This is a genomic window from Atopobium sp. oral taxon 416 (genome assembly GCF_018128285.1).
Taxonomy (GTDB): Bacteria; Actinomycetota; Coriobacteriia; order Coriobacteriales; family Atopobiaceae; genus Olsenella_L.
This window is the reverse complement of record NZ_CP072380.1, coordinates 285,988-312,466: the sequence shown is the minus strand read 5'-3', so window position 1 is coordinate 312,466 and position 26,479 is coordinate 285,988. Positions and strand designations below refer to the sequence as shown.

32 protein-coding genes and 5 pseudogenes are annotated in these 26,479 nt (G+C 57.8%); 19 read left to right on the top strand and 18 right to left on the bottom strand.

The window, feature by feature from the left end:
- Positions 1 to 108 precede the first annotated feature (108 nt).
- Together J4859_RS01600 and J4859_RS01595 are read left to right on the top strand one after the other, a co-directional pair.
- A complete protein-coding gene (locus J4859_RS01600) occupies positions 109 to 531 on the top strand; it encodes a hypothetical protein (RefSeq protein ID WP_212332181.1) in 423 nt (140 codons plus the stop codon).
- Between the two features lie 6 nt (positions 532 to 537).
- The gene (locus J4859_RS01595; protein ID WP_212332184.1) at positions 538 to 774 is read left to right on the top strand and encodes a hypothetical protein; all 237 of its coding nucleotides are present in this window, start codon (positions 538 to 540) and stop codon (positions 772 to 774) included.
- A 746-nt stretch (positions 775 to 1,520) separates the two neighbouring features.
- Here the strand turns inward: J4859_RS01595 and J4859_RS17375 are convergent.
- Both J4859_RS17375 and J4859_RS17370 read right to left on the bottom strand, forming a co-directional pair.
- Positions 1,521 to 1,715, bottom strand: coding sequence for a hypothetical protein (locus J4859_RS17375; RefSeq protein WP_371812134.1), 195 nt, complete (start codon positions 1,713 to 1,715; stop codon positions 1,521 to 1,523).
- A 91-nt stretch (positions 1,716 to 1,806) separates the two neighbouring features.
- Positions 1,807 to 1,920 (bottom strand): annotated as a pseudogene (locus J4859_RS17370) (hypothetical protein); the annotation flags it as partial.
- A 625-nt stretch (positions 1,921 to 2,545) separates the two neighbouring features.
- Here J4859_RS17370 and J4859_RS01585 point away from each other — a divergent pair.
- The 3 genes from J4859_RS01585 to J4859_RS01575 all read left to right on the top strand — a co-directional run bounded on the left by J4859_RS01585 (position 2,546) and on the right by J4859_RS01575 (position 3,689).
- The gene (locus J4859_RS01585; protein WP_212332209.1) at positions 2,546 to 2,839 is read left to right on the top strand and encodes a hypothetical protein; all 294 of its coding nucleotides are present in this window, start codon (positions 2,546 to 2,548) and stop codon (positions 2,837 to 2,839) included.
- A gap of 217 nt (positions 2,840 to 3,056) precedes the next feature.
- On the top strand, positions 3,057 to 3,278 hold the full coding sequence (locus tag J4859_RS17365) for a transposase (protein ID WP_371812273.1): 222 nt from the start codon (positions 3,057 to 3,059) through the stop codon (positions 3,276 to 3,278).
- Between the two features lie 9 nt (positions 3,279 to 3,287).
- Complete coding sequence (locus J4859_RS01575) at positions 3,288 to 3,689, top strand: transposase (RefSeq protein ID WP_256436901.1); 402 nt, start codon at positions 3,288 to 3,290, stop codon at positions 3,687 to 3,689.
- A 2-nt stretch (positions 3,690 to 3,691) separates the two neighbouring features.
- Here J4859_RS01575 and J4859_RS01570 read toward each other — a convergent pair whose 3' ends face one another.
- The 5 genes from J4859_RS01570 to J4859_RS01555 form a co-directional block, all read right to left on the bottom strand.
- Positions 3,692 to 4,207 carry a type I restriction endonuclease gene (locus J4859_RS01570; RefSeq protein WP_249113716.1) on the bottom strand — a complete coding sequence of 172 codons (516 nt, stop codon included), beginning with the start codon at positions 4,205 to 4,207 and terminating at the stop codon, positions 3,692 to 3,694.
- Complete coding sequence (locus tag J4859_RS15915; protein ID WP_249113715.1) at positions 4,168 to 4,413, bottom strand: hypothetical protein; 246 nt, start codon at positions 4,411 to 4,413, stop codon at positions 4,168 to 4,170. Before J4859_RS15915 ends, J4859_RS01570 begins: the two co-directional genes overlap by 40 nt.
- A gap of 43 nt (positions 4,414 to 4,456) precedes the next feature.
- Complete coding sequence (locus J4859_RS01565; protein WP_212332201.1) at positions 4,457 to 5,113, bottom strand: Fic family protein; 657 nt, start codon at positions 5,111 to 5,113, stop codon at positions 4,457 to 4,459.
- Positions 5,103 to 5,291: an antitoxin VbhA family protein gene (locus tag J4859_RS01560; RefSeq protein WP_212332198.1), complete on the bottom strand. Its 189-nt coding sequence runs from the start codon at positions 5,289 to 5,291 to the stop codon at positions 5,103 to 5,105. The genes J4859_RS01565 and J4859_RS01560 overlap by 11 nt, the downstream gene beginning before the upstream one ends.
- Before the next feature lie 81 nt (positions 5,292 to 5,372).
- On the bottom strand, positions 5,373 to 5,843 hold the full coding sequence (locus J4859_RS01555) for a hypothetical protein (protein ID WP_212332195.1): 471 nt from the start codon (positions 5,841 to 5,843) through the stop codon (positions 5,373 to 5,375).
- Between the two features lie 1,395 nt (positions 5,844 to 7,238).
- Here J4859_RS01555 and J4859_RS17360 point away from each other — a divergent pair.
- From J4859_RS17360 to J4859_RS01535, 3 genes and pseudogenes are all read left to right on the top strand, one after another.
- Positions 7,239 to 7,379, top strand: a pseudogene (locus tag J4859_RS17360) (ISL3 family transposase); the annotation flags it as partial.
- A gap of 143 nt (positions 7,380 to 7,522) precedes the next feature.
- Positions 7,523 to 7,693: a hypothetical protein gene (locus J4859_RS01545; RefSeq protein WP_212332193.1), complete on the top strand. Its 171-nt coding sequence runs from the start codon at positions 7,523 to 7,525 to the stop codon at positions 7,691 to 7,693.
- 92 nt (positions 7,694 to 7,785) lie between these two features.
- Positions 7,786 to 8,353 (top strand): annotated as a pseudogene (locus J4859_RS01535) (transposase).
- Positions 8,354 to 8,717: 364 nt separating this feature from the next.
- On the opposite strand, the gene J4859_RS01530 reads toward J4859_RS01535, so the two are convergent.
- Together J4859_RS01530 and J4859_RS01525 are read right to left on the bottom strand one after the other, a co-directional pair.
- Positions 8,718 to 8,954 (bottom strand): hypothetical protein, encoded by a 237-nt coding sequence (locus tag J4859_RS01530; RefSeq protein ID WP_212332184.1) that lies wholly within the window; start codon positions 8,952 to 8,954, stop codon positions 8,718 to 8,720.
- A 6-nt stretch (positions 8,955 to 8,960) separates the two neighbouring features.
- Positions 8,961 to 9,383 (bottom strand): hypothetical protein, encoded by a 423-nt coding sequence (locus J4859_RS01525; RefSeq protein ID WP_212332181.1) that lies wholly within the window; start codon positions 9,381 to 9,383, stop codon positions 8,961 to 8,963.
- An 848-nt stretch (positions 9,384 to 10,231) separates the two neighbouring features.
- Between J4859_RS01525 and J4859_RS01520 the strand changes: the two genes are divergently transcribed.
- From J4859_RS01520 to J4859_RS01485, 9 genes and pseudogenes are all read left to right on the top strand, one after another.
- Positions 10,232 to 12,139 carry a cation-translocating P-type ATPase gene (locus J4859_RS01520; protein WP_212332179.1) on the top strand — a complete coding sequence of 636 codons (1,908 nt, stop codon included), beginning with the start codon at positions 10,232 to 10,234 and terminating at the stop codon, positions 12,137 to 12,139.
- 40 nt (positions 12,140 to 12,179) lie between these two features.
- On the top strand, positions 12,180 to 12,410 hold the full coding sequence (locus tag J4859_RS01515) for a heavy-metal-associated domain-containing protein (RefSeq protein WP_212332177.1): 231 nt from the start codon (positions 12,180 to 12,182) through the stop codon (positions 12,408 to 12,410).
- Positions 12,411 to 12,458: 48 nt separating this feature from the next.
- Positions 12,459 to 12,740, top strand: coding sequence for a hypothetical protein (locus tag J4859_RS01510; RefSeq protein WP_212332175.1), 282 nt, complete (start codon positions 12,459 to 12,461; stop codon positions 12,738 to 12,740).
- 42 nt (positions 12,741 to 12,782) lie between these two features.
- Positions 12,783 to 13,436: a Crp/Fnr family transcriptional regulator gene (locus tag J4859_RS01505; RefSeq protein ID WP_212332172.1), complete on the top strand. Its 654-nt coding sequence runs from the start codon at positions 12,783 to 12,785 to the stop codon at positions 13,434 to 13,436.
- 147 nt (positions 13,437 to 13,583) lie between these two features.
- A pseudogene (locus tag J4859_RS17355) lies at positions 13,584 to 13,736 on the top strand (HAD family hydrolase); the annotation flags it as partial.
- 257 nt (positions 13,737 to 13,993) lie between these two features.
- Entirely contained in the window at positions 13,994 to 14,335 is a 342-nt protein-coding gene (locus tag J4859_RS01495) for an HAD hydrolase family protein (RefSeq protein ID WP_212332169.1), read from the top strand.
- A gap of 229 nt (positions 14,336 to 14,564) precedes the next feature.
- Positions 14,565 to 14,690 carry a hypothetical protein gene (locus J4859_RS16640; RefSeq protein ID WP_256436795.1) on the top strand — a complete coding sequence of 42 codons (126 nt, stop codon included), beginning with the start codon at positions 14,565 to 14,567 and terminating at the stop codon, positions 14,688 to 14,690.
- A 17-nt stretch (positions 14,691 to 14,707) separates the two neighbouring features.
- Positions 14,708 to 14,890 carry a hypothetical protein gene (locus J4859_RS01490; RefSeq protein ID WP_212332167.1) on the top strand — a complete coding sequence of 61 codons (183 nt, stop codon included), beginning with the start codon at positions 14,708 to 14,710 and terminating at the stop codon, positions 14,888 to 14,890.
- Between the two features lie 443 nt (positions 14,891 to 15,333).
- Positions 15,334 to 15,510, top strand: coding sequence for a hypothetical protein (locus tag J4859_RS01485; protein WP_212331378.1), 177 nt, complete (start codon positions 15,334 to 15,336; stop codon positions 15,508 to 15,510).
- Positions 15,511 to 15,763: 253 nt separating this feature from the next.
- On the opposite strand, the gene J4859_RS01480 is transcribed toward J4859_RS01485, so the two are convergent.
- From J4859_RS01480 to J4859_RS01455, 6 genes are all read right to left on the bottom strand, one after another.
- Positions 15,764 to 16,129 carry a hypothetical protein gene (locus J4859_RS01480; protein ID WP_212332158.1) on the bottom strand — a complete coding sequence of 122 codons (366 nt, stop codon included), beginning with the start codon at positions 16,127 to 16,129 and terminating at the stop codon, positions 15,764 to 15,766.
- A 492-nt stretch (positions 16,130 to 16,621) separates the two neighbouring features.
- Complete coding sequence (locus J4859_RS01475; protein ID WP_212332157.1) at positions 16,622 to 17,065, bottom strand: hypothetical protein; 444 nt, start codon at positions 17,063 to 17,065, stop codon at positions 16,622 to 16,624.
- Positions 17,066 to 17,357: 292 nt separating this feature from the next.
- Positions 17,358 to 17,573 carry a hypothetical protein gene (locus J4859_RS01470; protein ID WP_212332155.1) on the bottom strand — a complete coding sequence of 72 codons (216 nt, stop codon included), beginning with the start codon at positions 17,571 to 17,573 and terminating at the stop codon, positions 17,358 to 17,360.
- A gap of 165 nt (positions 17,574 to 17,738) precedes the next feature.
- A complete protein-coding gene (locus J4859_RS01465) occupies positions 17,739 to 19,730 on the bottom strand; it encodes a DUF4012 domain-containing protein (protein WP_212332152.1) in 1,992 nt (663 codons plus the stop codon).
- Between the two features lie 344 nt (positions 19,731 to 20,074).
- Positions 20,075 to 20,779 carry a CpsD/CapB family tyrosine-protein kinase gene (locus J4859_RS01460; RefSeq protein WP_212332150.1) on the bottom strand — a complete coding sequence of 235 codons (705 nt, stop codon included), beginning with the start codon at positions 20,777 to 20,779 and terminating at the stop codon, positions 20,075 to 20,077.
- Position 20,780: 1 nt separating this feature from the next.
- A complete protein-coding gene (locus J4859_RS01455) occupies positions 20,781 to 21,440 on the bottom strand; it encodes a YveK family protein (protein WP_212332149.1) in 660 nt (219 codons plus the stop codon).
- A gap of 797 nt (positions 21,441 to 22,237) precedes the next feature.
- Between J4859_RS01455 and J4859_RS15910 the strand changes: the two are divergent.
- Positions 22,238 to 22,333 (top strand): annotated as a pseudogene (locus J4859_RS15910) (IS5/IS1182 family transposase); the annotation flags it as partial.
- A 187-nt stretch (positions 22,334 to 22,520) separates the two neighbouring features.
- Entirely contained in the window at positions 22,521 to 22,784 is a 264-nt protein-coding gene (locus J4859_RS01450; protein WP_212332142.1) for a hypothetical protein, read from the top strand.
- Between the two features lie 756 nt (positions 22,785 to 23,540).
- Here the strand turns inward: J4859_RS01450 and J4859_RS01445 are convergent.
- The 3 genes from J4859_RS01445 to J4859_RS01440 form a co-directional block, all read right to left on the bottom strand.
- Complete coding sequence (locus J4859_RS01445; protein ID WP_249113714.1) at positions 23,541 to 23,789, bottom strand: putative quinol monooxygenase; 249 nt, start codon at positions 23,787 to 23,789, stop codon at positions 23,541 to 23,543.
- A 619-nt stretch (positions 23,790 to 24,408) separates the two neighbouring features.
- The gene (locus J4859_RS16635) at positions 24,409 to 24,540 is read right to left on the bottom strand and encodes a hypothetical protein (protein ID WP_256436794.1); all 132 of its coding nucleotides are present in this window, start codon (positions 24,538 to 24,540) and stop codon (positions 24,409 to 24,411) included.
- Between the two features lie 144 nt (positions 24,541 to 24,684).
- Positions 24,685 to 26,064 carry an ATP-binding protein gene (locus J4859_RS01440; RefSeq protein WP_249113713.1) on the bottom strand — a complete coding sequence of 460 codons (1,380 nt, stop codon included), beginning with the start codon at positions 26,062 to 26,064 and terminating at the stop codon, positions 24,685 to 24,687.
- Between the last annotated feature and the right edge of the window lie 415 nt (positions 26,065 to 26,479).

Sequence of the window (26,479 nt, the reverse complement as noted above, 5' to 3'; positions counted from 1 at the left end):
GTGGCACAAGGGAAGGCCAATCGCCTATATCGCGGGAAAGATCGGCAGGGACAGCTCCAGCGTCTGCCACAAGCTCAAGAGAAACGCACGCCACGGACGCTTTAGGGCATGTACTGCCCCAAAGGAGGGCAAGCCCGCCCACGGCAGATAAAGGCCGAAAAGGAAGCGCTCAGACCCTGCGCTTACGCAGAAGGTGCGCTTGCTCATCATGGACAGACACTGGTCCCTGGAGCAGATAGACGACATCTCAGGCTCGAGGGTGGCGGCAGGTGCACCGTTGAGCCTGCCGACTATTCTTACCGGCAGGTCCAGGCCGCCACGCTCGACCTGCCGGGATCCGGCCCGCAAGGCCAGGTGCGGCGCCACCTGCGCAGCAAGAGGCCTACGACGAGGGGCAAGATCGAGATCTTACACACCGTGGATGAGAGGTCCAAGAGGCCGATGCAAGGTCTCGTCTCGGAGAGTGGGCAGACGACACGCTCGTGGCAGCAGGACCCGTGTGCCTGCTCGTGCTTGCCGACAGGGCAGTGAGGCTGCTTGCCGCGAGAAGATGCCACCACGACAGCGGGAGTGTCTCTAAGGCCGCCTTCGGGCTTTTGCAGGGACGTCCCCTCAAGACGCTCACTTCCGGATAGGGGCAAGCAGTTCGCAGGGCATACAGGGCTCACAGAGGCCTTGGGAGGCGTGCAGTTCTACTTCTGCGACCCCCACCATCTATGGCAGAAGCTAACAGTTAAGAACACCAACGGGCTCCTGCTAGAGTTCTTCCCCTAAGGGCAGCGACTTCGACAAGGTCACAGACGAGGAGGTGCAGCATACAGTGGAGCTGATCTGCGACAGAGCGAGGAAGGTCCTTGGATATAGGACAGCCAACGAGGTCTTTAGGGAGATGGTGCACTCAGCTTGACAATCTGTCGCCCCAATGATTATTCGCACAGCTAGCAATAACAGTCTTTTCAATCAGCAATTGAGTGCATCAGGAAGTACCGGAAAATAGCGTTCCTTCCTCAATCCCGGGATCCTAAGGCTCATCGTTCTCACGCAGGCGCTGAGAGTCCTCGGGCGCTATGCGTTCCTGCTGTTGCCGCAGGCGGAGCACATCTCCTTCGCCTCCACGTCCATCACAGCGTTTATGAGCTGCTCTGCTATGCTTTCCATTGGTCTTTCGTCCTTTCCACGAACCTGTAATTCCGCGATTCTCATACGTCTTAAACCCCTGTCAAGTGGCAATGCAGTCGCGAAACAGGCGCCTACAAGGCTTCCTGAACTGCAGGGATGAAGGATATTCGACGAATTCCGCTGCGGACGCATCCTGTATATGAGACATGCGGGCGTCCCTGCCGCCTTGAGTCTCACGCACACAGCGGCATTCAGGGCTTTCGTGGAGATTGGCAGTATAAGGCAACGAAGGGAGCGGATGGATGGCGGCGTGGCGCTATGCAGCCTGGGTTGAGGCCCGCTCCTGTACCTGCTGGCCGATGAAGAGCATGAACCTTCCCAGCTCGGCTGCCGTGGCGGCATTAGCCTTGCAGGGTAAGACGTCCCTCTCGAGCAACTGCCTCCTCCGAGAGCAGCCGTGCACGTTCCCTGATGTGTAGATCCACCGACGTAGGGCAGCTCTTCGAAAAAGTAGGTCTCGCCCTTGCGCACGCCCAGGCACATCCCATAAGGAGCGCCCTCAGCAGCCTGGGGCCGCATTTCGATATGCCTGCCATCCTGTGGGAGGCGGCGCTTGACGACTGCGACGGGAGCGAGCCCCAGCCAGGATGTGACCCTCCTCCCCGAACAGAACCTGGAGAAGTCACACATCTTTGCGCAGAAGGTAAAGGCGCACCTGAAGCCGACGCCCGAAAGGCATAAGAGCACCTTAAGGGCAGGGGCGAGCGTGCATGAGGATGCAAGGGGATGCACCCTCTCCATCATCGCGCCGTACTGCTCGTCTGCGGACTTCGCAGCCCGAATGTCGGCAAGAAGCGTCGCTTGCGAGCCTGGATTGACAAGGGCGCAGGCACGCAGCCATGCCCAGAAGTCGACTCCCCAAAGCCTCTTTTTGCCTGTCTGCGGGCGTCCTCTCCACCCAGACGATCCCGTGGCGGCAAGCAGGGCGAGCACGCGCTGATGTGCCTTCTTCTGCTGTTCCTTGAGGTCCTTAAGGGCACACACCGCGTCCCTTTAGCTCTGCTATCTCCTGTGTGGGCACCCACACCCTGTAAAGCTTGTCTGCATCTGCCATGTCTTGTGAGCCTCATGGAGTCGTTCCTGTCGTTTTCCCTCGTGCGGGAGTAGGCAGAAGGTGGACATCCTTGAGGGCGCTATGGGCACGACCTTTACATCCTTAGTCTTGAGTATCCGGCAGGGACAAGTCTCGTGCAGCCTGCCTCGCAAGACGCCGATGGCAGGCTTTCAGAAGCACTCCTGCGCCGTCCATGCCCCGATGTTAGAATGGGTTGTGTCGAAAAAAGTGGTGTATGAGAGGGAAGCTACGAGAAGACCATCGCCGGTCCTAGAATGTCGGTTGCATCGATGACGACAGAAGGGAACGACGATGGTCAGCTTAAACAGAATACAGCGTGGGGACCCGCAGCTGAAGGAGGTCCTGCTCGGTTTTCTGGACAGCGTCTCGAGCCTGTGCGACATGATGAGTACCACCATGGCCGCCGTGCTCAACGAGATCATGTCCATCCAGGCAAACGAGGCGTGCGGGGCCGAGGGCGCCACCCGCTGCGGCTATCGCGACCGCGGTCGGGACGCTCCCGCTGATGGTGCCCAAGTTGCGCTGCGGCTCGTACTTCCCGACCGACCTCTTCGAGCGCTGCATCGCGCACCGACCGTGCGCTAGCCGAGATGTATGTCACCGCCACCTCCACGCGCAAGGTCGAGAAGGTGGACTCCCTGTCCAAGGGACTCCCTGTCCAAGGACTAGCTCTTACGCCTGTGCGCGGTGGTAGAGGGTAAGGTGGATGCGTTGCTGGCGAGGGGGTGCTCGCCGCTCCGCTTCGCCTACCTGTTCCTTAACGCCACCTACGTGAGCTGGCGCGTGGTGTAGGGAGGCCTTCATCGTGGCGATCGGCGTTGGCGACGACGATCAGCGCCACTTCGTGGGGTTCGCGTGTGCGAATTCGAAGAGCTACGCCTCCTGGCGCGGGTTTTTGCAGCAGCGCGGGGTGCACAACGTGCGCCTGGTCACCTCAGACGCCCTGGGTGGGCGACCTGGTAGCGCGGCCTCGCGCACGTCAAGCGCGACGTACTCGCCAGGATCGACTCCGGGGAGCACCTGACGGCGCGCCATCGACGAGCTAAGGGAGGACGCCCCGTCGGGGGCCAGGGTGGTCAAGGACGCCGAGCTTGCCGCCCTCGCGTATCTGTCCTTCCCCAGGCAGCAGTGCCTGAAGATCCGCACCAACAACGTGATGCAGCGCATGAACGGCAAGCTCAAGCGCAGGGGCCGTATCGTGCAGGTGTTCCCGTCGACGGGGTCAGTCATGCGGCTTCTCGCCGGCATTATCGGCAAGCTCAACGCCGAGTGGGAGTGCGGAAGGCTGTTCATGTCGAAGGAGTCACTAGAGCCCGTTTTCTCCCTTAAGAGGGCAAAGATGCGCATCGGGAAGCTGGAGGAGGGCGAGGAGGCGCACTCCGAAGCGAGGGTGATCATGAAGCTAGCGATTGATAAGTACGAGAGAGCGGCATAAAGTTACGCCAACGCAGGAGGCTGCCGATATCGAGACTGGCGCGGCCCTACTCTTACACCACAAAACTCGACACAATCGAGGGAGAAGTCACCGCCTTCCCCGAGGTTGGCGAAGTAGAGCGTCTCGGCGGGCTCCATGGCTACGAAGACCTGTACGAGCGAGAAGAGCCCGGTGAAGATGCACTCATGAGCGTACTTCTCTATTTGGTTGCAGACCTGGGCCACCGGAATCCCGCTACGCTTGAGTTCCACGTGGATAAGCGGCATTCCGTTGATAAGCAGGGTCAGGTCGCCCCGCCGGCTGTTGAGCCGGCCCGACTTAGCGGCGAAGACGGGCTGTTCGGCTATCTGGTAGACGCTCCTGCCGCCAGCGATGTCGCGTCGGTCGTAGACGTAGAGGCTCACCTCACGGCCGAAGTGCAGGGTACCATCGGGGTTGTCGCGGGTGATGAAGACACTTCTGCCGTTGATGAAGCCGTTTAGACGCATGGGAGTGCGCGAGGCCGTGATCTGTTCCATGAGCTGCCCCATCTCGTCCTGCGTGAGGGGGGGCAGCCGTTGAGCTGGTCGATACCCTTGTTGTTCTCGTAGAGGATGTGGGCCCAGTTGTCCAGCACGTCCTGCTCGGTAGGGTTATGCAGAACGCCTCCCCTCCAACCGTAGGGCTTGAGGCGCTGCACGACTGCGTCCTCGAAGGCGGCTTCGGATTTGAATGCGTCAGCCATTTAACCTACCCGATTTCCTTGTTTCTGATAATGGGCCGTTGGCTCATCCATTAAGGTGCCTGGCATCCACAAGCCCCGCGTTGAGAGGAATCTTAGGGTCGCACGGAATGGCGATCCTCAAGAACATGTCGATGAGGCCGCCGTAGTCGCGTTTCTCCGCCGCGTCGCGGCTGGCCCGGTCGTTCTCCTCGCCCGACACCGACCTCCACATGAGATCGTATCCCGCATCGTGGCACACGAGTGTCCAGAAGAGCCTCTGCGTGCGACCATTCCCCTCACGAAAGGGATGCGCGAAGTTGTAGTTGTCGTAGTGGTAGGCGAGACATCGTGCGAACTCGTCACGTCCCATTCCTCTCAAGTGGTCATCCTTTTCCAACTCGGACAGGGACCAGACAATACCCATGGGTATATTCACCGACGGGAGGAAGAACTGCGACCCCTCCTCGTTCTTCCGTATCTCCACGGTCCTGATCTCCCCGGCCCAGTCGTAGATGTCCTGGAACAGGTAATGGTGGATGATCTTCAAGTCGTCAAGCGTCCCTACGACGTGAGGCGAGAACTTGCTCACGAACTCGGCAGCGCGGGATGACACGAGTTCCCCCTCGGCGTTGGCCAGCTCGTCGTACGAGGTCGCACCAACGAGATTGCGGAGTACCCCCGTCTCCGGGTCGATGTAGGGGTCCACGAACTCATCCGACATGGGGTGCACCCTTCTTGCGCTTTGGGTCCCAGCGCCGCTTGGTGCGCCGCATGAGGTCCTCTATGGGAATGTTGCCCTTCACGTACTCGTCGGCGTCCTTGCGGAATTCCGCGGAAACGTAGGCGCCTTCCATCTCGCCCGAGTGAATCGATTCCTCTACGAGCGTCTTGCGATCCATACCAATCCTCCTTCTGACTGTCTAGACGGACATCCTCTCGAGCAGGAACCTCTCGACCTTTTTGAGCAAGTCCAGCTTACACTAATGAAGGGTGATGAGGGAGTCGAGGTGTTCCAGCAATGATGAGATTTTCTGTTGCTCGGCCTTTATCGGGCAAGAAATCAGCATTTCGAAGAAGGCCGGTTCAGCTATCGAAAATCTGCTGGAGCGTACCCCCGAATTTCCCTCTAAGTTCAAGAAGCCATGCCAAAGCGTCGTCTCGAAATAATGTTCCAAGAAGCACTTGTCAATGGTTTCATCTGTCCGGAAAACCGTATAGAGCGGAGACATAACTCTAGCTCTACCCAGGCGGTTTCTGTTGATGGGACCCACAGGTGCAGCGACCGAGATTCGCGGGTTGTACACAAAGTCGTCAGGTTCGACCACGGTGTAGTTGCCAATGCTCTCGCCCTTCATGATACCATGGTCGAAGTAGTCGAGCTGGCTCACCACGCTTAGCTCGGCGGAGTTGGTGAACGTCTCGCTGGTGGCAAGATCTGAGTTTTTCCTCATCACCTTAGTAGCGAAGTCTCCCAGCTTATGACCTGTATCATTTTTTCGGACAGTGCGGCTTGAGGAATTATGAGACTCCTCTTAACTGCAAGACAAGCCGACCGAAAGGACTACAGGTAACAAACAATCTTGCTACCAAATACAGCGATAAGTAGCGCCTGAAAACAGCTGAGTGTGCTATCTCCACCGGCAAGTCGATAGCCCACCTTACCACCGAATTAGGGCTTAAGTCCCAAAACACAGATCCGCTGGGTAAAAGAGTACAGAGATAGGCTATCAGGTGCTTAAGCGCAGCGAGGCTAAAGAGGAAAAGCTCAAAAGCCTTATGCTAAGCGCAGCAAAGAGCTTGAGATGGAACATGCCTGCTTAAAGGTAGCCGCGGCCTTCTTCGCAAAGGATCAAGTGCAATAGATTGTTACAAGCAGGTGCTTAAGGAGAAGGAAAACCTCCCGATCAAGATACAGGCTTTAATCCTTAAGGTATTGCGCTCAAGCTTTTATTCATGGGTGTTTCGCAGGAGCACCAGAAAACGGGTGAGGTGAGCTTACAGAGGCTATCAGGCGCTTGTGGGTGGACTCTGACAGAGGTTTTGGGACTAGGTTTACACCCACTGCTATCTAGCTGATGAGTTTTCCCACACTACCCCCTACAGGGTAAGAAAATGCATGCGCGAGCTTAAGAATAAAGGGCTCACCCCCTTTACAGATCAGAAGAGAACCACTGTCCCTGACAGATATGCCAAACCAAAGCCTGATCTTATACATTGTGACCTCATAAAGCCCTGACTCCACCTATAAGCTTGTTGGAGATATTACCTATCTCTTCACGGAAAAGGGCTGGCTCTATCTTTCTTGCTGTGTGAGGCTTAAACACCTACATGGTGGTGGGCTTGGTCGCTGTCAGATAGAGCGGGAGCCGATAGTGTGCTAGATACACTGAAAGTGGCTCAGTGTCGAGGATATGTGGCAGAAAATGCAGCCTTTCATTCAGACAAAGGTGCCCAATACACCTCTTAGGCTTGTCTGCTCTGTGGGCTTAAGAGAAACGATGTGAGGCTCTCCTGCAACCTCTGGGGCACCTGCTGCGATAATGCCGTGGCGAAGTCTTTGCCACTCTTAAAGGGCTCTTCGCTACGTATGGTGGGTAGCATATCTGCATCCCCTTGAGGACGTGGCCTTTAAACGGTAGGATTTTCCCCGACAGGAGGCTGCGTTCCTAAGGTGCGATATGGATATTCAGGCAGGGATGCTAGCAAGGCTCTTTAAGAGGTCCCAGGGGACTCAGCGACGAGTGGGAGGTCTGCGGTGTCTGGTTTAAGGAGCGCGAGGAAGCGCAAGACGAGCTCCATGTGAGGGTGGCCCACAGGAAGGGCAGGCGCTCGAGTGCCCTGTCTGCCACAGGAGGTGCGGCACCTGTGACACGCGCGAGAGGACCTGGAGACACCTCGACATCTGGCAATACGATACGATCGTGCACTGCGCCGTGCCCAGGGCCGACTGCCCCAAAGACGGCGTGCATGCCGTGAGGATACCCTGAAAGGTGCGGCCGAAGACGCACTTCACGGCGCTCTTCGAGGCGCAGGTGATAAGTGATGGCGCTCTTTGGCATGAGCGTCTCCGCGATAGCGTATCTGGTGCACGAGACAGCCCACGCGCATATGGCGGCTGCTGGGCAAGGCCGTGACCGAGGCGAGGGATGCCGTCGACTACTCGGATGTCGTGCGCGTAGGGATAGACGACACCGCCCGCAAGCGCAACCAAAGCTACATCAGCATCATGGCCAACCTCGACCACCAGCGCGCCGTGGCCATCACGCAGGGCAGGGACAAGGGGGCCTTAGGCAGGCTCTGAGACGAGCTTAAGAAGCACAGGAGGGGACCGCACGAAGGTCTTAGAGGTCACGCGCGACATGGCTTTAAGGCATACTCGCGGGCGGCGCCAAGATGCCCCAGGCCACACAGATTGTGGATAGCTTCCATGTGGTGCAGCTCCTGATGAGGGTGACAGACCCTGTGAGGTGCCAAGAGCGGCGCGAGTCGGCGGAGAAGTACAAGGCAGCTTGCCCAGACGAAGTACCTGTGGCTGAAGAAGAAGGAGTCGCTCACAAAGCTCCAGCTCGCCAAGAGGGAGGAGCTCGACCCTGCGAAGACCCATCTCAGGGAGGCACGCGCCTGCCAGATGGCAGAGGCGCTGCAGGACGTCTATTCATGTGCTGACAGAAAATCGGCCGCAGAGGCCCCAGAGCGCCTCTGCTCGTGGATGATGCACTCTGCCGTGGCCGAGATGAAGAGCGTGGCGAGGACCCTCAGGAAGGAGCGAGAAGGTATCCTCAACTGGTGGAAGAGGGGCTCCACCAACTCGTTCCTCGAAGGCCTCAACTCGGTCGTCCAGTCCGCCCGCAGCATCGCCAGGGGCTTCAGGAGCATCGCCTACTTCAGGACGATGATCTTCCTCAGGCTAGGCCGTCTGGACTTCACGGCCCAGAAGAAGCTGGCATACGCTACCCACTAGAAACAGCGAAGAGCCTCTTAAAGGTGAGATGTACTAGCGAGGAGGCTTTGCAACAAGAAAGGACGCCACACATGCGCTAGCTGAATTCATTGAGGGCTACTACAACAGAAAACGTCCCCACTCAACGATCAACAACAAAATTCCAGCGAAGGTAGTAGATGCTTTCTTTGAAAGAACGAAGCCTATATCAGAAGAGGACCAGATATCACCATCCAATGCAGCGACAGATTGTCAAGCTGAGTGCACCATCTCCCTAAAGACCTCGTTGGCTGTCCTATATCCAAGGACCTTCCTCGCTCTGTCGCAGATCAGCTCCACTGTATGCTGCACCTCCTCGTCTGTGACCTTGTCGAAGTCGCTGCCCTTAGGGGAAGAACTCTAGCAGGAGCCCGTTGGTGTTCTTAACTGTTAGCTTCTGCCATAGATGGTGGGGGTCGCAGAAGTAGAACTGCACGCCTCCCAAGGCCTCTGTGAGCCCTGTATGCCCTGCGAACTGCTTGCCCCTATCCGGAAGTGAGCGTCTTGAGGGGACGTCCCTGCAAAAGCCCGAAGGCGGCCTTAGAGACACTCCCGCTGTCGTGGTGGCATCTTCTCGCGGCAAGCAGCCTCACTGCCCTGTCGGCAAGCACGAGCAGGCACACGGGTCCTGCTGCCACGAGCGTGTCGTCTGCCCACTCTCCGAGACGAGACCTTGCATCGGCCTCTTGGACCTCTCATCCACGGTGTGTAAGATCTCGATCTTGCCCCTCGTCGTAGGCCTCTTGCTGCGCAGGTGGCGCCGCACCTGGCCTTGCGGGCCGGATCCCGGCAGGTCGAGCGTGGCGGCCTGGACCTGCCGGTAAGAATAGTCGGCAGGCTCAACGGTGCACCTGCCGCCACCCTCGAGCCTGAGATGTCGTCTATCTGCTCCAGGGACCAGTGTCTGTCCATGATGAGCAAGCGCACCTTCTGCGTAAGCGCAGGGTCTGAGCGCTTCCTTTTCGGCCTTTATCTGCCGTGGGCGGGCTTGCCCTCCTTTGGGGCAGTACATGCCCTAAAGCGTCCGTGGCGTGCGTTTCTCTTGAGCTTGTGGCAGACGCTGGAGCTGTCCCTGCCGATCTTTCCCGCGATATAGGCGATTGGCCTTCCCTTGTGCCACACAGTACGGCTATGCAGTTCCTCTCCTGAGGGCTAAGATGTTTGTAGTGGCACATTCCTTTTAGCTTTCGACGTTGACTTGGACAACCAACATCGTAGCCTTCCGGAGTGTGCCACGCTTGCATTCAGCGGGCTATCCTGTTGCACTCAGAATGCTAATCCGCCGCTGCATTGGATGGTGATATCTGGTCCTCTTCTGATATAGATTTCGTTCTTTCAAAGAAAGCATCCATTACCTTCGCTGGAATTTTGTTGTTGGTCGTTGAGTGGGGACGTTTTCTGTTGTAGTAGCCCTCAATGAATTCAACTAGCGCATGTGTGGCATCCTTTCTTGTTGCAAAGCCTTCTCGCTAGGAGGGAAACGATGATTAATTCCCAATGATGTGCCAGAAAGGACCAGTCACGTGGCCTTTCGCGGCCGGCATAGGCATTAATCATCGTTTCCCTAGAGGCTGTGTGACACTTTCTTGGCTACGGGACGGTGACGCCGTACCCCTCGGAAGTTGCCGGCCGTCTAAGCTTCATCGGTCTCGAACGCAAAACCCGAGCCAGACGCCCATTACCCGCGCCTTGGTACAGTGAACTCACTTAAGCGTTAGGGCCTGCTTGTCGGGCGTTCCCCCCGTACCCAATTCCCCCTCCCTTAATTCATTTCTCCGAACTTGACGGAGGTCAATTCGCAAATGTTCCCCTGCTCCTACTCTACGAATCGTCAAAGGAGTTCGGACGGAGGTAGAGCAGATGAAAAGGCTTATATTACAGCACCGCATCGGGCTGACCGCGGCGACGGGTATACTCATTGCGGTAGCATTCGCGGCCAGGTTTGTCCTGACAAACGAGCAGGCGGCCGCCTGGCTGCTGTTGGCGGCATCGATCGCAGGAGGCCTACCCATCCTGATCCAAGCGCTGAAGGCGCTAAGGGTCAGGGTCGTGAGCATCGACCTTCTGGTGACCATCGCAATGCTCGGCGCCATTGCCATCCAGGAGTACGCGGAGTCCGCGGTCGTCGCATTCCTCTTCCTCTTTGGTGCGTGGCTCGAGCAGCGGACCCTGGCAAAGACCCGCTCGGCCATCAAGGGCCTCACCCAAATGGCACCCGAGACCGCGTATCGACTGACGGATGACGGCGACTTCGAGGAGGTGGACGTCGATGAGGTCGACGTGGACGACGTCTTGCGAGTGAAGACCGGCGGTAAGGTCCCGGTGGACGGAGTCGTAGTCGAGGGTTCTGGACTGGCAAACGAGGCCAGCATCACGGGCGAGCCATTGCCTGCGGAGAAGTCACCCGGCAGCCAGGTCTACGCCGGCACCATTCTGAAGAACGGCACCATCCAGCTGCGCGCCCAGAAGGTGGGCGAGGACACCACGTTCGGCAAGATCATCGAGCTGGTGGAGGAAGCCCAGGACTCCAAGTCCGAGGCGGAGCGCTTCATCGACCGGTTCTCGCGCTACTACACCCCCGCGGTCCTTCTCATCGCCGCGCTCGTCTGGTTGGTCACGCGCAATGTGGAGTTGGCCGTCACGATTCTGGTCCTGGGATGCCCCGGCGCGCTCGTGATAGGCGTACCCGTCTCGAACGTAGCGGGCATCGGCAACGGCGCGCGCAATGGGATCCTCTTCAAGGGCAGCAACGTGATCACCAATTTCAGTCATGTCGATACCATCCTCTTTGACAAGACGGGCACACTCACGTACGGCACCCCACAAGTGGCAAGGACCATCCCCTACGTGGACGATCCGACCGAAGCCGAGGTCATTCTCGCCAGCGTCGAGGCGGAGTCCGACCACCCGCTGACGCGGGCCATCGCCGGCCACTATGCCGACGTGCAGAGGCACAAGGTGGGCTCCACGGAGGCCGTCCGCGGAGAGGGCATCGCCGCCCAGGTGGAGGGCCACCAGGTGCTGGTGGGCAACGAACGCCTGCTGCGGCGCCATAGCGTCGTGCTCGACGAGCGTGCTAAGTCCGACCTCGCCGGCCGCGAGGCGGAGGGGGACTCCATTGTCCTTCTCGCCCTGGACGGCAGTCTGGCGCTGGCAGTTGGAATCCGCGACCGCACCCGCGACGAGGTAAAGGATGTCCTTATGGTCCTGCGCAGGCTAGGCGTGAAGAACCTGGTGCTTCTCTCCGGCGATAACCAGGGCACGGTCGACCTGGTGGCACGTCAGCTGGGCCTCACGGAGGCACACGGCGGACTCCTGCCCGAGGACAAGGCCGAGTACGTGAAGAGGCTCCAGATGCAGGGCCAGACCGTGGCCTTCGTGGGCGACGGCATCAACGACAGCCCCTCCCTAGCCCTAGCCGACATCGGCATCGCCATGGGCGGCGGCACAGATGTGGCCATCGAGACCTCCGACGTCGTGCTCACGGGCTCGGACTTCCACAGGATTCCGCACGCTCTGGGCCTGGCCCGGGCCACACAGCAAAACATGGTTCAGAACATCTCGATTGCCCTGGTGACCGTGGCGTTTCTGCTGGTGAACCTTGTGGCAAGCACGTGGATGAACATGGCCATAGGCATGTTCGTGCACGAGGGCAGTATCCTTGTCGTCATCCTGAACGCGATGCGCCTCTTGGGGTACGGCAGAGACCCAAAAAAGTCCATGGCACTTGACAGACGTCAATTCCCGCAGCCGCAATCCGCGCGATAGTGTGCACAGCAACGAAACCAACCAGAAAGGAAGTACGACCATGAACAAGAAGGCAACCCTGCAGCTTGAGACCCTGGCCTGCCCCACCTGCATGCAGAAGATTGAGGGTGCCATCAAGGGCGTCCCCGGGATCGTCGGCGAATCCGCGAAGGTCCTTTTCAACGCCAGCAAGGCAAAGGCGGAGTTCGACCCGGCGCAGACCAGCGCGCAGCAGATAGCGGATGCAGTGCAGGCAATCGGCTACGACGTCCTCAGGGTCTCCGAGCGATGAGACACGACACGCGTTAGATAGACGGATAGACTAGGAAGAGGAACAATCATGAACGCAAGGCAATTCTTCGAGCAGCAGGACGAGACGCTGGACCTCTACACCAAGGCGATCACGAAGGCGCACGGCGCGCACCACCCCGAGATCTTCGGCGTGAGGAAGGTCTACGAGGAGCTGCAGCGCAAGTTCCGCGCCGGTAGGACCGACCTGGCAGAGGAGTTCGCGCAGCTGCGCACCCTCACCCACGGCTACGCCATCCCGGACGATGCCTGCGGTGCTCTCGCCCTGACCTACCAGCTGCTCCAGCAGCTCGACGCGCTGTCCCGGGCATAGGGCAGCCACCGACAATACCCACGACCATCAGAGGAGGAGAGCATGGCAAGGCACAGGTGCGTTTCGCTCGTCCCCCTGTTCAACCAGCTTCCTGAGGACGAGCAGGAGAAGATCGAGGGACTCTTGCGCCACCAGACGTACCAGAAGGGTGAGCTCGTCTTCCAGCCCGGCAGCGAGGAGTTCGACATCGTTGAGCGCGGCAGCATGAGGGTCTACCAGCTCTCCCCCAGCGGCCACGAGCAGCTCCTGCGCGTCGTGCGCCCCGGAGGCTACGAAGGCGAGAGCAGGCTCTTCGGCGTTAGCAACCAGACGCTCTACGCCGAGGCGCTCGAGGAGTCCGAGATCTGCTGCCTCGGCAAGCGGGCTTTCAACCAGGTGCTCCTGGCCGACCCCGCGATCGCCCTCAGGCTCTTCGAGCTGAGCTCGCAGAAGTGGGCGCAGACGGAGCGACAGGTGCAGATTGTCTCCCTCGAGCGCGTCGAGCAGCGCATCGCTGCCTACCTGCTCGATCTCATGGAGGAGAAGGGCACGGACATGCTGACCATCCCCATGCAGATGAAGGACCTCGCCAGGTACCTGGGAACCACGCCCGAGACCCTCTCGCGCAAGTTCCGCCAGCTGGAGGAGGACAGGCTTATCGCACGGTCTGGTCGCAAGGTCACGATACTGGACTCGGACACGCTCCTGGACCTCTGACCATACGGTGTGAGCGCTTCTACGCCCCTGCTCGCGCGTGGCGAGCGCTCCCCCGTCCCCTGCTCGCAAGCCCGCCGGCAATTCGTCGGCGGGCTTTCGGCGTACATGCCATACTGAGGTGGCATCGACGAGGGAAGGACGCGACGCATGCACAAGCTCGTTGCAAGCGACATGGACCAGACGTTCCTGGGCTCCGACCATGAGGTGCCCCAGGCCAACATCGTGGCAATCCGCGAGATGCGCGAGCTTGGCTGCCTCTTTGTTCCGGCGTCCGGCCGCGCCTACAGCCCGGTCATGAGCTCCCTTGCCGCCATCCCACCCGAGCTCCTCTGGGGGCTCCTACCTTATATCCTACCTTATAGTTACAATGGCGGCTGCCTGAACCGCATCGGTGACCCCAGGCCCGCACCTACCACACGCTGTCACACCAGAAGGCGGAGGCGCTCTTTCTCTACGGCATGGGCCTGGGCAGCGTCAGCCTGCACCTCTGCGAGGTGTCCGGCAAGGTCTGGGCCTGGAGGCTGTAGCCCGAGAAGGTCAGCTGCCTCCAGAACCACATGGACTACAAGCCTACGGACGAGTCCACCCTCGACTTCCTTAGGGACGTCCCCATCACGAAGGTGCTCTACTGCATCCCCAATGGGATGGACGAGCTACGTGCCATCGAGAGGGGCATACCCTCTAACCTCGAGGCGGGAACCTCCACGACCTTCAGATCGGAGCGCTACCTGGAGTTCAACCCTGCGGGCGTCGACAAGGGCGCGGGTCTGCGGCAGCTGGCCGAGCTCCTGGGCATCAGCCTGGTGCAGAGCTGTAATCTTTTGGTAGACAGTGGGATTCAGGGACTGGCAGCAGATATGCTCTGTCCAGATACCCACCTACCAACACCAGCAGATTGAAGAGATGAGATGTCGGTGAGCGCAAGCGAGATAGAGAAGGCAAAGTCCCGCACGAAGCCGGAAACACCCAAACACTACACTGAAGAAGTATTGCCTTGAGGCTATCGACTACTACAGGAAGGCACGTAAGGCCAACCCGAAAAAGAGCATCAAAGGATGCGCCGCGAAGCTTGAGGCCAACGACAAGACCTTAAACGACTGGATCATCAAGCACTCAAAGACCAAAAGGGTGACCCAGGAAAGGATTGACGAGCACAAGGAGCTCGACGCAGTGAACAGGCACATGCACGAGCTCGAAAGCGAGAATAAGTTCCCAAGAAAAGTGGCAGCCTTCTTCGCCGGAAGCCTCTGTTGAAGGACAGGTTTTAGCTCATGCTGGAGAAGAGGGCAACCTACAGCGTCTCGATGATGGAGCGCGTACTGGAGGTGAGCAGGGCTCACTTCTACAGATGGCTCAAGGCCAAAGGCGGTGAGGACCTATGGGGTCCTATCAAGGAAGCCATCTGCGCGATATGGGAGGAAAGCGACAGGCGCTTTAGCTCCTGCAAGGTCTGATCCAAGCTCACAGGAGATCCAAAGTTACGCAAAATTTACAGGCACGACTCGCTATTGCGTGCGCAGGTGCATGGCTGAACTGGGATAGGCGGCATCTGATCCAATGCCTCCAAGAGAACGACGCTGCCCGATCTGCACGCCCCCGAGCGCCCCGACCTCACCCGGCGCGACTTCTCGTGTCTTGTGCCGACAGCCAAGCTCGTGGGCGATACAACCTATCGCAGGACCACGGCAGGCTTTATATATCTTACCGTCGCACACGATCTGTGCACACACATGGTGGTGGGCTGAAGCATACAGGACAACATGAGGGCAGGCCTTGTCGTCTTTGCCCTGAAGATGGCATATTCGCGCGGATACGTGGCTGGAGGGGCCATATTCTAAGCAGCCCAGGCAGCCAGTACATAAGCTCAAAGTTCGCCGCCTGCTCAGCCGTACCCGACGTGAGGCTCTCCGTGGGGAGAACCGGAAGCTGCCACGACAATGCGGTCGCCAAATCGTTTTTCGCCACGCTCAAGAACGAATGGTACTACCATAAGCGCCTCTTAGATGCATCCACGACCAAGCACAAGGCACACGAGTTTAATCGAGTCATACTACAACCGCTTCCGCCCGCATAAGTCCATAGGAGATCGCGTACCGGCAGAGGTGATGCAGGAGTTCTTCGAGCACCTCGAGAGAGGCCTTGCATACGATCCAAAGGTGATGCAGACCACATAAAAAATCTGAGATTCCTCTGTCCATTATATTGACAGGGGTCATACATCTCCATCATCGCCTCCTCGAGGAAGCTCTCCTGTCTGCGGTAGCGCTCGATAACCTTCGACGCGAAGGTCGCACCCCTAAAGCTTCTAGACACAACAATCCGGATTGCTAGGTATGCTGCCCGGGCCTGGGGACGACCTCCAAGTCCGTCTTCATCTTCGAGAAGAGCTCGAGCCGCTTCTTCTTGCAGCTGAGCGCCTCCCATTTCCCGAAGCGCCTGCATGCCTTGACCATCCTGGCATCGAGCAGGATGTCGCCGACAGACATCCCCAGCCCCGATGCCTGCGCGGCGTCAGAGACCTCCCACATGATGAGGGCGCTCACAAGCAGGACGGACGCCAGCCCCTGCTTGTGGCAGTAGTCGAAGAGAGTCTCGATGGACCAGCGCCTCTTGTAGAGTGCCCATATGTCCTGGGCAGAGCGTTTGGCCCCGAGGCTCGTCTGCAGCAGCGTCACGCCCATGTAGGGCAGCATCGCATCGAGCTTCTCCTTGCGTGTATCCAGACGTGCCCATCTCCATGTGCCTGAGGTAGCTCTCCTGGATCTGCGCCTGCTGTAAGAGGTCGCAAAAGTGCAGAGCGCGCCTGCCTGCGAGCATGTCGTCGCACCACTCGACGACGCACGCCTTCCTGTAGCGCGTCCAGACGAAGCGCCCCTAGGAGCCCACCTTCGCCTCGAGAGCGACCGATGCCCTGCAGCGCCTGTCGCTTTTGGAAAGCTCGATCACGTACTGGTTGGCTGTCCGACGTGAAGAGCGCTATGTTCTCCTCGCTGAGAAAGCCCTTATCCGCGAGGAAGAGCATGCCCGCAAGATGCGCCTGCCAAAAGAGCTCCCTCACGAAGACGGCGTCCGCAGCCCCTCCCTTATACATGCGCGACAGCAACGGCATGCCGCTGCGCACGTCGTAGGCCATGAGCATGCTGACCTGCGGCTCGCCGAGCTTTTAGAGCCTGTACCCCTTCTCGCTAAGCGAGTTGGCGCAGGAGCGCGAGCCTATCACGTGGCCGTCTGTGGCCACCTCGCCCGAGCACGGCTCGACAAGGTCCTGCTCGAAGGAGATGAGCGGCCCCTGCCTCCTGCCGAGGTCCCCGTAGAGGCCGGCGAGCGCATCGTATCCCATCTTCAGCCCCAGCATCCTGAAGCGAGAGTACGCTCATCTTGTAGAGCCTCGCGAGCGCCCCCATGCGCTGGAAGCCCTCGACGAAGTGGATGAGCGCGCAGGCATATATCCTGTCGGCATCGGCGCGTGTAAAATGCTCCCTGAGCAGGGTAAGGGTCCCCTGTAAGCAGGCAAGCGCAACTGCATACTGGCCGAACTCGACGCAGGCAAGCTCGCTGTTTGCGACCTTCGTCTCCGCATTGCTGAGGTAGCCCTCCGCCTCGGTGATCCTGCCGATGCAGCGGCCCATCTTTGTCCTGCGTCTTTTGCCCTCTCGTATGCTTCAGTACTCGCAGACACAGTAGTGGCTCGATATCGCCTTGACCATGGTGCCCTTCGGCTTCATCGCGCGGATCTTTACCGGCACGGAGTACCTTCCCATGGAGCCTTACAGCATATCTAACACCATAGCTATATCACAGCGGCGGAAAGGCAGGAAACCAAGACAGGAAGAGGGAGGAATGCCTGGCAAATGGGGCATTCCTCTCTCGATGCAAACGCATGTGCTATATGCTGTTACCTAAGAATCCGGATTGTTGTGACTAGATGCTGAGCGTCACGTCCCCTAAGGTCGTGGTGAGGTTTTGCCTGTAGTGGCCGAAGCAGCAGGCCTGCCGCTCGTAGCGGCCGGCGTTGGCAATCTGGTTTGCCTCCTTATCCAGCAGGGCATTCAGTGAGTCCTGTACGGTTTTTCTGACGAGCTCTCCGAGGTAGCCCTGAAGCTTCGGCTCGTCGAATGATACTGTCTCGTGTGGCATGGTTTCCGCTTCCTCGTCTCGAGTGGTTTGCTTGGTCGCTTCCAATCGTAGCGAGACGGAGCCATGCCTCTCTATGCGGCTATCCGGTTTCAAAAGTGCGAAAGAAACTGTACGTCATCCTGGGATATGCCAGAGCTTGCTCGCTTTCCGCTATGAGCCATGCCCCTATTCGAAGCTGCGTCCTGTTGGCGTCATCCACATCGAGAGATCGCTCGCTCCAGCAGCGCAAGTCACGGTGTAGGTGAAGGTCGCTGTGGCAGAGGGATAGATGTTCACATAGCCTGCCCACACGTCGTTGCCGTAAAGTGTTGCCTCCGCCTCGGAGTTCACTTCGTCAGCATCCACTTTGAAGTCTGTGATCGTCCCTCCCGCTGGCGCCATGGCCAGGTACGATGTCACCATCGAGTAGTTGTGGGACTCGGGCAGCAGGCCCGTGATATAAGCAGGAAGCTCGTTTTTCATCTGCTCGAGTGTCGTCGTGTTGTGCAGCGTGACTGTAACCTGGTAGCTCTTCGTGCCGTCAGCATTCACGGTAGGCTCGCTCACGTTGCTCCGCATGTCGAGGTACCAGTCAAGCTTGGAGCCCGTCTTGTCATAGATATAGAAGCCTGTGACGAGGTTGTGGGAATCCTTGTTGACCTCCCCCTCTGCACCGAGTGCCGTGATGGCCGACTCTTCATCTGTATCATCCATGTAGATGAGGAAGCGACCCTGAGAGACGCCATCCTCTACGGTCTGCGCCAAATCTGCCGTGCTGACAGATCCGAGTAAGCTCATGACCTTGTTCATGGCAAGGCTGGCAACCTCAGTGAAGAAGGGATCCTGCTCGTCCGTAGGCAGGTAGTACGTCTTGTTGAGAAGGACCTCTGCGGCATTCGTGCCATCCACAACCGACCCATCATCCGTCGTTACGCCGCCCGTGAGGCTCAAGAGGCTTTGAAGGAACACCGGATCTATTGCAACAACGCCGTCGACCTTGTCGTTTCCCTCTGCTTCCCAGCACCACTTCATGAGCTGGGCTGCACGCGGGAAGCTCGGCACGGCATTCACGTCTCCCGGTGCGAACGTGGCGCCTGTCTGCATGATGTCATTCACGATATGGTACTCCTCGTCCGTGAGAGGAATCGTACCTGGTGCGAAGTGAGTGCCCACTGCCTCGAAATTGCCGAGGGTGATCCGTCCGTTGTCGATCGTGAGAAGCATGCGCGCACCCGGGAAGCCGCCTGTAGAGCGGATCTCAGAGTTGTTCTGGGCAACGACGAGATAGGTGCGCGCCCCGTCGGCGCCGAGCATGGCAGGCAAGGTCGGCGCAACTGCTGCTGCACCCGTCGCTGCTGCATCAAGTTCATCGAGTGTCGTCCTTGCCTTCCCGATCGGGTCCTTCAGCTGGTCAAGCTTTGCTGTACCGAGCGCATCGACGCGCTTTGCAGCAGAGTCGATTTCGGGCTGGAGCTTCGAGACCGTATTGCAGAGCGTCTGGACCGTCGCGATATCGATCTTTCCGTCACTGAAGACCGACTTCATCGTTATGCCTGAGAGCTCCTGCGCAGCGGGAGTCACGACCTTCGAGGAAAGGTCATGTGCGGCCGAGGTAAGCGTACGCACGCTCGAGATATCGGGTCCGACGACCGGGACAAGCGTTGCTGCGCTCCAGAGCGGGCTGCGCGTCTCTTCCTCCATGGACGAGGAGAGACCTTCTATCTTCTCTGCGCTTGCCTGAAGCGAGGAGGTGTCACCTGAGGTGAGGCTCTTCGAGAATGCCGTGGCCTCGGGCACAAGGGAGGAGGCATCTGCCGCCACGGCCTTGGCACTCTTGTAGAAGAGATAGCCTGAAACGCCAAGTACCACGACGAGTGCGGCCACGACGCAGAGCACCGTGATGAGGGTCCTGTGTGACCTGTGGTGGTGATGGTCGTGAGGGACCTTGCTGAAGCCAGCTGCCGTATAGGGGTCCCAATCGGTCTGCACGCCCGGCATAGTTGTGCCAGCGCGGCTTTGGCCTGACTTCCCGCCTTCGGCCTCTCCATGCGCATTGGAGACTGCTCGAACGGGCTTCGGTCTCACGATGCGGGCCTGCGTCTGTCCCTCTTCCCGCCCACGGGAGTGCTTTCCCGCTCCCACATTGTGCCGTCCGTCATGCTGCATATGCTCTGCCATGAGATACGTTCCCTTCCACTCATGTCTGGCACTCATCAAACACGCTCCCGTATCAAGGAAGCTGCTGTCACATCAAGAAGGGCTGGCAGCAGCATGCCGCCAGCCCTTCTTGCAGCTCTTCCTCAGTACGGCAGCACAGTCCTACCTCTTTTGACTCCACGTTCCATACGGCATCCTGATTCCGTATCCAGCGCTCTTCAGAAACTCGCTCGTCTCGTCCGGCGAGGATGCGGCTTACCGGCAAGGTGGCTCCTCTTCTGCGGCAGCGGCTTCAGGTGCGGAGTAGCCACCTCCTCATGTACCGCCTCAACTTTGCGTGCAGCAGGGGCTGTGGTCCTGAAGCTCTACGACGCCTCGTTTCCGGCAAGCATCCCGTAGGAGACATTCCTCTTCTCGTGGTAGTAGCCGTAGTACTTGCCCGAGTTCTCCACGTCAGCGCAGTTCAAGACCATACCGATCACGTGGGCGTCTGCCTGCTGGAGCTGCGTGCGGGCATCAGCCACATCCTCGTGGTGAGCATAGCCCTGACACGCGACGAGAAGCGTCGCATCAGCGATGGAGGAGACTATAGCCGCATCGACGAACGCGTTCACAGGCGGCGTATCGAAGATAACGTAGGAATACATCGATGCCAGTATATCTGCAAGCTCGTGAAACCTCCGCGACTGCAGGACAGCTGCCGGATTCGGGATGCTTGGTTCTGCATCGAGGAGATACAGGTTCGGCATACCTGCCATGACAACTGCCTCCTGCACGGAACGGCGCCCGGAAAGGACAGAGTAGAGTCCATAGTTCCCGTGGGTTGCAAGCACACTGGCAAGGGAGCGACGACACATGTCGCACTCGATCATAAGGACAGGAGCGCCACTGGCAGCAAAGGCCTTGCCGAGGCCGACTGCTACAGTTGTCTTACCTTTGGACGGCACAGACGAGACGACGGCAAGCGTATGGATCGGCTTGTCGACCGACGAGAAGCGGATGTTTGCAGCAAGGGTCCTGGGCGCATTCTGCATGACGACCTTGCCGGCAGAGCCATTCTTCCTGGGCATCTCATCGTCCCCCTTCGATGGTCGGGATGCGGCCGATCACGGGCACATCGATGAGCTCCTCAAGATCCTCAGGCCCGCGGACACGGGTATTGAGCATGTCTGCCACGACGACAATTACGATTGCGGCAAAGAGGCCTACCAGGAATGCCACTACAGTATAAAGGAGACGGTTTGGGCCGGACGGAGAGATCGGTGCCTGTGCCTGGTTGATCGGGTTCACGGACCGGATGTTCATGACAGAACGGGCGACGTCTGAGACGTCCTTTATCATCTTGTTCACGATGTCTGCTGCCGTCTGTGGATCGGACCCAGTGACGGAAAGCGTGATGACACGGGATGTGGTCTCGCTCGTAACGTCCACCTTGTAGCCCTTGAGCTCCTCCACGCCCACCTCGGAACCTACCTGGTCCACGATACGGTCGCTCTTCAGGAGCTTCGCGACATCGTTCGTGAGCATCTGTGAAGCATTGAGGTCGGAGTAGAGGTTCGTGGAGCTCGAGCTCTCACCCTGTGCCAACACGTACATGCTGGCCGTTGCTGTATAGGTATTGCGCACGAAGAAGACGGAATAGAGCCCGACAACGAGGGCGCAGACCACAGGCAAAAGGATCACAAGCCTGAGATGTTTCTTCAGCAGGCGGAACAGTTCTAGCAAGGTCATCTATTGGACCCTCTCATGAAAACGGCGGTGCTTATTTTCAAACGTGTTTTTTTATTCTAGTCCACATCGTAAAAATCATTGGTTGATTCTTAAAGTTAGCGCAATATCTAGCAGCCCTAGGGAAACGATGATTAATTCGCCTCGATGAGGCCAGTGGAGCCGCACGCTGTATGACATCGGCTCAAAATGTCTCGAACTATGCAGTGCCCATACCCACATAAATGCCTATCTGCCTGCGGATATGTTATAATTACAGCAACGTATTCCAGCATATCCAAAAGGAAGATATGGGCAGCCAGATGAGCTTTTAGGACCTTAAATCCTAAGGTCTTAGGAAGAAGACCCGGCGAGAGGCATTCCTGGAGCGGATGGATGCGATCGTTGTGTGGGATAGCTGGATTGCACTGGTAGATACCAGCTACCACAGACAGGCTCTTGTCAGGCATGTGCGCGCTGTAAAGACGAAGCTTTAGGATGTATCCTGCTTTAGGTAATGTTTGCTCTCTTAAGACGAGGAAACCTAAGGATGCTATCCTGGATTGTCACTCCTGGCAGCGCTTCTGTGCACGCAGACCTCATGCAAGCACAGGTGCCAGATGCTACGACGAGCGCGAAGATGCGCCATAGCCTTAAAGCGGCAGGGACTCGGTAAAGCTATGCTTCACGACCTGAACTTAGAAGCTTGAAAAGGCAGGGATCACGGCGCGGGGCGGCTCTATTGTGGACGCCACCTTCATCTGGGCCCTAAAGCTTAACGAAGAACAAAGACCACACACGTAACCCTTAAAGCGCACCAGTCCAAGAAAGGGGGAGCCTGGCGTATCGGATACAAGGCGCATATCGGCGTGGATGCCGCAGGCGGCCTTGTGCATGCTGTAGAGACGACCGCCTAGAATGTGTCCGACATATCCTGTGGCACATGCACTCGTAAGGGAAGATGACAGGTTCTGCTATGCAGACTTTAGGCTATATAGGTATAGCGAAGCGCCCTTAAGGTCACAGCAGACCCACACCTCTCATCTATGCGCTAAAGCGTTGCTAAGAAAACCTTCGACCATAAAGGGCCTTAACTGTGCACTCTTGTCCGAGAAAGGCATCGAGTCCAGGAAGGCATCCGTTCGCTCAAAGGCAGAAGCACCCTTCCTTATCGTGAAGCGCCGCTTCTGCCCCTTAAGGAAGCGCTACAGAAGGATAGAGAAGAACTCCTGTATACTCAATGTCTGCTTCGCCCTTGCAAACCTTACCCATGTGCATCTTTTGCCGGCAGGCTGCACCTCCCGGCTCTCAGAGTCGCTTGATCCGTCTTGGAGCCTTCTTGCGGTGCATGGGGCAGGACAGATGTAAGGATAGCGGCTCCTGCACGTGCTGGATGAGCATCCTTCCCTGCCTTTCCCGCATTCCGGCCTAGAAAGGCCACGTGGCTGGTCCTTTCTGGCACATCATTGGGAATTAATCATTGTTTCCCTAGATTTCAGACTTCAAGCGAACAGCTCCGGAAGACAGCTGTACATGTTCGGATGGGTGGTAGAACCTGTGACGTGGGGGCCGTAGAGGCCGGTCCGTTTCCACGCTGCAAAAAGAAGCTGATGCGGCATGTCCAAAAGATCCAAAAAGGGCTCCTTGCTGCTTTCGGTGGATAGCGTATGACAGCTGCATCCGGGCGGTGAAGTCTAGTTTCCCGAGCCTGAAGAAGATCACGGTCTTGAAGTAGACCGTGATCCTGAAGCCCCTGGCGGCGCTCCCGGTCGACTGGGCAACGGAGTTGAACCTTCTGGGGAAGGCGATGGCAACAAGGTCGTTCACGCAGGCATTGCCATGACTGGCAACGAGGACCTCCCTCTCCCCTACGCCGTTCGAGCCGAGTGGGTCGTCCGGCACTGTGCAGCAGGTCGGCTTCTCCCAATGCCTGGCCTCTCATCGTCCCCCTCGTACATGGCATCGCCGATGTACGTCAGCCCGCCAGCCGCACAGTCCATGAGTATCCCATCGTCATCGGAACCGGCCCCCCTCGGCAGCTCGCCGATACTCCCCTCTACCTCCTGATGAGCTTCTGGTCCACAGCAGGCATGCCCGCCTCTTCCGAGACATAGTGCTCGAACGTCATGTGCAGATCGTACTTGTCGTGCAGACCCGCAATGGCCTTTTCACCATCGGAGAGACATAGTGCGCATCGATCGCCGCCTGTTCGACCCAGAAATCGATCAGAAGGACCGTCTCGGGGTCGTCGAAGGAAATCCAGTACTCGTACCTCAGGTTGCCAGGCTCCTTGCGGATAGTGTCGACCGTGCCTGACGTCTCCATTTCCTGGACGAACTTCCTCGCGCTGTCGTTTGTCCCCGTATACCTCACCTTGCGTATGACAGGGCAGCAGCTTCTGCATCTTGACGAGGGCATCATCAGCGCAGGCGTCCTTTGCCTCATCCTCGCGCCTCGAGGCTCTCTGTCTCTTCTCACAGCAGGCATCGTGCCGTTCGGCCTCGGATGTGTCCCCATCTGTCCGCAGATGGTCCAGCTCACGCCCTCCCACTTCGGCACGGAGCATGCCCAGTCGCTCATGGCCTTCAGATGGCATGCGCCTACATAGGGTCGCTTCCCCTACCTTCCCTTCTCACATCTCTCCCGCTGCCTCACGTCCTGCAACTGCATGCGCAGAGCTGGCACGAGCATCTGCCTCGAAGAGCTGGGAGACAACACAAAAACATTCCGACTCTTGACCCTGCATAGGAGCTTGCAGCAAAAGAAGCGAGCCATTGAGAATGGCAGAGCCGGCGGGGCCGTTCATGGGAGCTTGGTCTCGGCCACCTCGGCTCGTCTCTGCCGTCTGCAGCAATCACCTGGGACAATAGCAGAATCAGCCACCTCTATAGACCGATTTTACTGCACTATCGCCTAGCGCTTTTTCAGCTGGGCATGGCGAGCTGCAGAAAATACGGCTCGCCAGATTGAACGAGCCTGCCTCGCACTACATCTATTGCCCAGTCCCGAGCTCTGTGTACTTCTTCGAGCAGCTACGGCTGAGCGCGACCGGATGCTTCTGTTCGTTCACGCAGGGTTTGACACGCATGATCTCGAGCGGATTGAGCCCACAGGCACGTGTCATCTGAAAATAGCAGGAGTAAACTTCAGCAAGCTCCTGGCAGAGCTTAGTTGTGCGTCTCCCAAACCACGCCCCGACCACCAGAACGACTCGAAAAGCTCTGATTCTTGATCCTCGGATGATGTGCCGCCCATGTATGGCTCGGCATCAGATGCAGAAAGACATATAGAGCGGGAGATAAACTCGGTTGCCAAGTCTTTTAAACTGGCCCGGGTGCAAGACGAATTCGTTGCCAATGCGACTGGCAAAATGCTTCTGGAAGTCATCAAGGGAGATGATCGAATACGTCTTGGTGGATTTAGCCTCAATGGGTGCAATGCGCGGCTTGCCGGCAGCATCTGAAAAGCCCTTTGTTATCAGAAAATCTATCTCTCGCGGTCGCGGGCGCTTTCTCTCCTCGCGCGGAGGTTCGTTCCATGAATAATAGTAAAGAGGCCGTCCTCCTGCGCGTAGCTGTTGGGCTATAACGTTCTCTACGAACATGCCCCGATTGATGGAGAGCCTGCCAAACTGCAGAGCACGATAGATCTGCTCGGTTTCTGCTCCCTCGTCGAAAACGCTCGACACAAGAAGTCCGGTATCTCCCATATAGCATTTGAGCGAGCTGTCCTCGCCTTCATCTGCGGTAAGCTTGAATCCGACGTTTGGATCGTTGCATAGTCGGCAAATGTTCACATAGTGTGCGTCTTCAAGCCACCGAAGCGCTGATTCATATTGACGATAGCGGCTTCCCTTGCCTAAGGAAGAGAACTTGAAGCGTTTGCTCCCCTGAGAGAGCTGACCCGGAATACCCATGAAGATGGAGTAAGCCCTGCGCGCATCCTTTGCACCGAATTTCTCGATGTCTTCAGCGTAGAGTGCCAATATCTGTCTCTTGGTCTTGTCGCTTTGCATGAAGGTTGCGTTCTCAATGAAATCGCTGACTGATTGCGGCATACCCCCTACCAGCATGTATTCATTAAAGAGTCGTGTACATTGACGATGCAGGCTGTCTGGCAGCGGCTCGAAGGCATCTCGGCAGCGGCGAATCTCGTCTGCAAGATTCCTGCGCCCTAATGCCCACAGGTACTCCTCGAAATCAAGCGGCCACAGCTCCGCACGCTCCTCCTCCGAAGGAATGACAATGTCCTGGACATTCTTGCGTATGGAAATCAGCGAACCCGTCTCCATGTAATCAAATCTGCCATCAGCGACTAGATGCTTAATCATTTCACGAGCAACCGGAAAACGCTGCACTTCATCGAAGACGACCAGCGAATGACGAGGAACCAGTTCAACACCGAAATAGAGCTGAAGCATGCGCAGGAGCGTATCGATATCCCCTCGATGCTCGTTGAAGATATCCCGCACATCTTTATCAACCTGCGAGAAATCAATGAAGAGGCTCGATTCGTATTCATTGGCTGCGAATGCCTTGACGAGCGTGGTCTTGCCCACCCGTCGAGCACCTTCTATCAACAGCGCGCTTCTGCCATTCGACTCGTTCTTCCAGTCGAGCAGCGTTCTATAGAGCTTTCTCTCGAACATGATCATTGCTCCGTCACGTTAGCCATTGTAGATATCACTCATTATATGGGATTACTGCAATATCAGTCACCTATATCTCCCCAATTTACTGCAAAATCAACCACCTCTGTTGCCTTATTTCTTCGCAATATCGCTTACCTTTTCCAGGTTTTGCATATGAGCCACAATGGTGCTCTCGCAGGCTCTCTGCTCCTTCTCACAGCAGGCATCGTGCCGTTCGGCCTCGGATGCACTCCCATCTGTCCGCAGATGGCCCAGCTCACGCCCATTACAGTGAGAGACGGTCCCTAGGAGCCTCTCCAAGCTTTGGGGTTTTCGACAATGCATTGCCTGCGGATTCCCTAACCTTGTATATAGCCCCTGAAGGGGCTGCTGGCCGACCTCCCCCGGACAGCCGTGTGCCCCTGTCTCTTAC

Bases quoted from the DNA above. Each gene is read 5' to 3' on its own strand.
- J4859_RS01465 (WP_212332152.1), bottom strand. From the start codon at position 19,730: ATGGCAGAGCATATGCAGCATGACGGACGGCACAATGTGGGAGCGGGA.
- J4859_RS01525 (WP_212332181.1), bottom strand. From the start codon at position 9,383: ATGTACTGCCCCAAAGGAGGGCAAGCCCGCCCACGGCAGATAAAGGCC.
- J4859_RS01495 (WP_212332169.1), top strand. From the start codon at position 13,994: ATGGACTACAAGCCTACGGACGAGTCCACCCTCGACTTCCTTAGGGAC.
- J4859_RS01585 (WP_212332209.1), top strand. From the start codon at position 2,546: ATGGTCAGCTTAAACAGAATACAGCGTGGGGACCCGCAGCTGAAGGAG.
- J4859_RS01480 (WP_212332158.1), bottom strand. From the start codon at position 16,129: ATGCTGCCCTACATGGGCGTGACGCTGCTGCAGACGAGCCTCGGGGCC.
- J4859_RS01440 (WP_249113713.1), bottom strand. From the start codon at position 26,064: ATGTTCGAGAGAAAGCTCTATAGAACGCTGCTCGACTGGAAGAACGAG.
- J4859_RS01555 (WP_212332195.1), bottom strand. From the start codon at position 5,843: ATGAGGAAAAACTCAGATCTTGCCACCAGCGAGACGTTCACCAACTCC.
- J4859_RS01600 (WP_212332181.1), top strand. From the start codon at position 109: ATGTACTGCCCCAAAGGAGGGCAAGCCCGCCCACGGCAGATAAAGGCC.
- J4859_RS01470 (WP_212332155.1), bottom strand. From the start codon at position 17,573: ATGCCACACGAGACAGTATCATTCGACGAGCCGAAGCTTCAGGGCTAC.
- J4859_RS01455 (WP_212332149.1), bottom strand. From the start codon at position 21,440: ATGACCTTGCTAGAACTGTTCCGCCTGCTGAAGAAACATCTCAGGCTT.
- J4859_RS17375 (WP_371812134.1), bottom strand. From the start codon at position 1,715: ATGGCAGGCATATCGAAATGCGGCCCCAGGCTGCTGAGGGCGCTCCTT.
- J4859_RS01520 (WP_212332179.1), top strand. From the start codon at position 10,232: ATGAAAAGGCTTATATTACAGCACCGCATCGGGCTGACCGCGGCGACG.
- J4859_RS01490 (WP_212332167.1), top strand. From the start codon at position 14,708: ATGCTGGAGAAGAGGGCAACCTACAGCGTCTCGATGATGGAGCGCGTA.
- J4859_RS01515 (WP_212332177.1), top strand. From the start codon at position 12,180: ATGAACAAGAAGGCAACCCTGCAGCTTGAGACCCTGGCCTGCCCCACC.
- J4859_RS01460 (WP_212332150.1), bottom strand. From the start codon at position 20,779: ATGCCCAGGAAGAATGGCTCTGCCGGCAAGGTCGTCATGCAGAATGCG.
- J4859_RS15915 (WP_249113715.1), bottom strand. From the start codon at position 4,413: ATGGCTGACGCATTCAAATCCGAAGCCGCCTTCGAGGACGCAGTCGTG.
- J4859_RS01510 (WP_212332175.1), top strand. From the start codon at position 12,459: ATGAACGCAAGGCAATTCTTCGAGCAGCAGGACGAGACGCTGGACCTC.
- J4859_RS01565 (WP_212332201.1), bottom strand. From the start codon at position 5,113: ATGTCGGATGAGTTCGTGGACCCCTACATCGACCCGGAGACGGGGGTA.
- J4859_RS16635 (WP_256436794.1), bottom strand. From the start codon at position 24,540: ATGACACGTGCCTGTGGGCTCAATCCGCTCGAGATCATGCGTGTCAAA.
- J4859_RS01505 (WP_212332172.1), top strand. From the start codon at position 12,783: ATGGCAAGGCACAGGTGCGTTTCGCTCGTCCCCCTGTTCAACCAGCTT.
- J4859_RS01570 (WP_249113716.1), bottom strand. From the start codon at position 4,207: ATGGAACAGATCACGGCCTCGCGCACTCCCATGCGTCTAAACGGCTTC.
- J4859_RS01560 (WP_212332198.1), bottom strand. From the start codon at position 5,291: ATGGATCGCAAGACGCTCGTAGAGGAATCGATTCACTCGGGCGAGATG.
- J4859_RS01475 (WP_212332157.1), bottom strand. From the start codon at position 17,065: ATGGGCCGCTGCATCGGCAGGATCACCGAGGCGGAGGGCTACCTCAGC.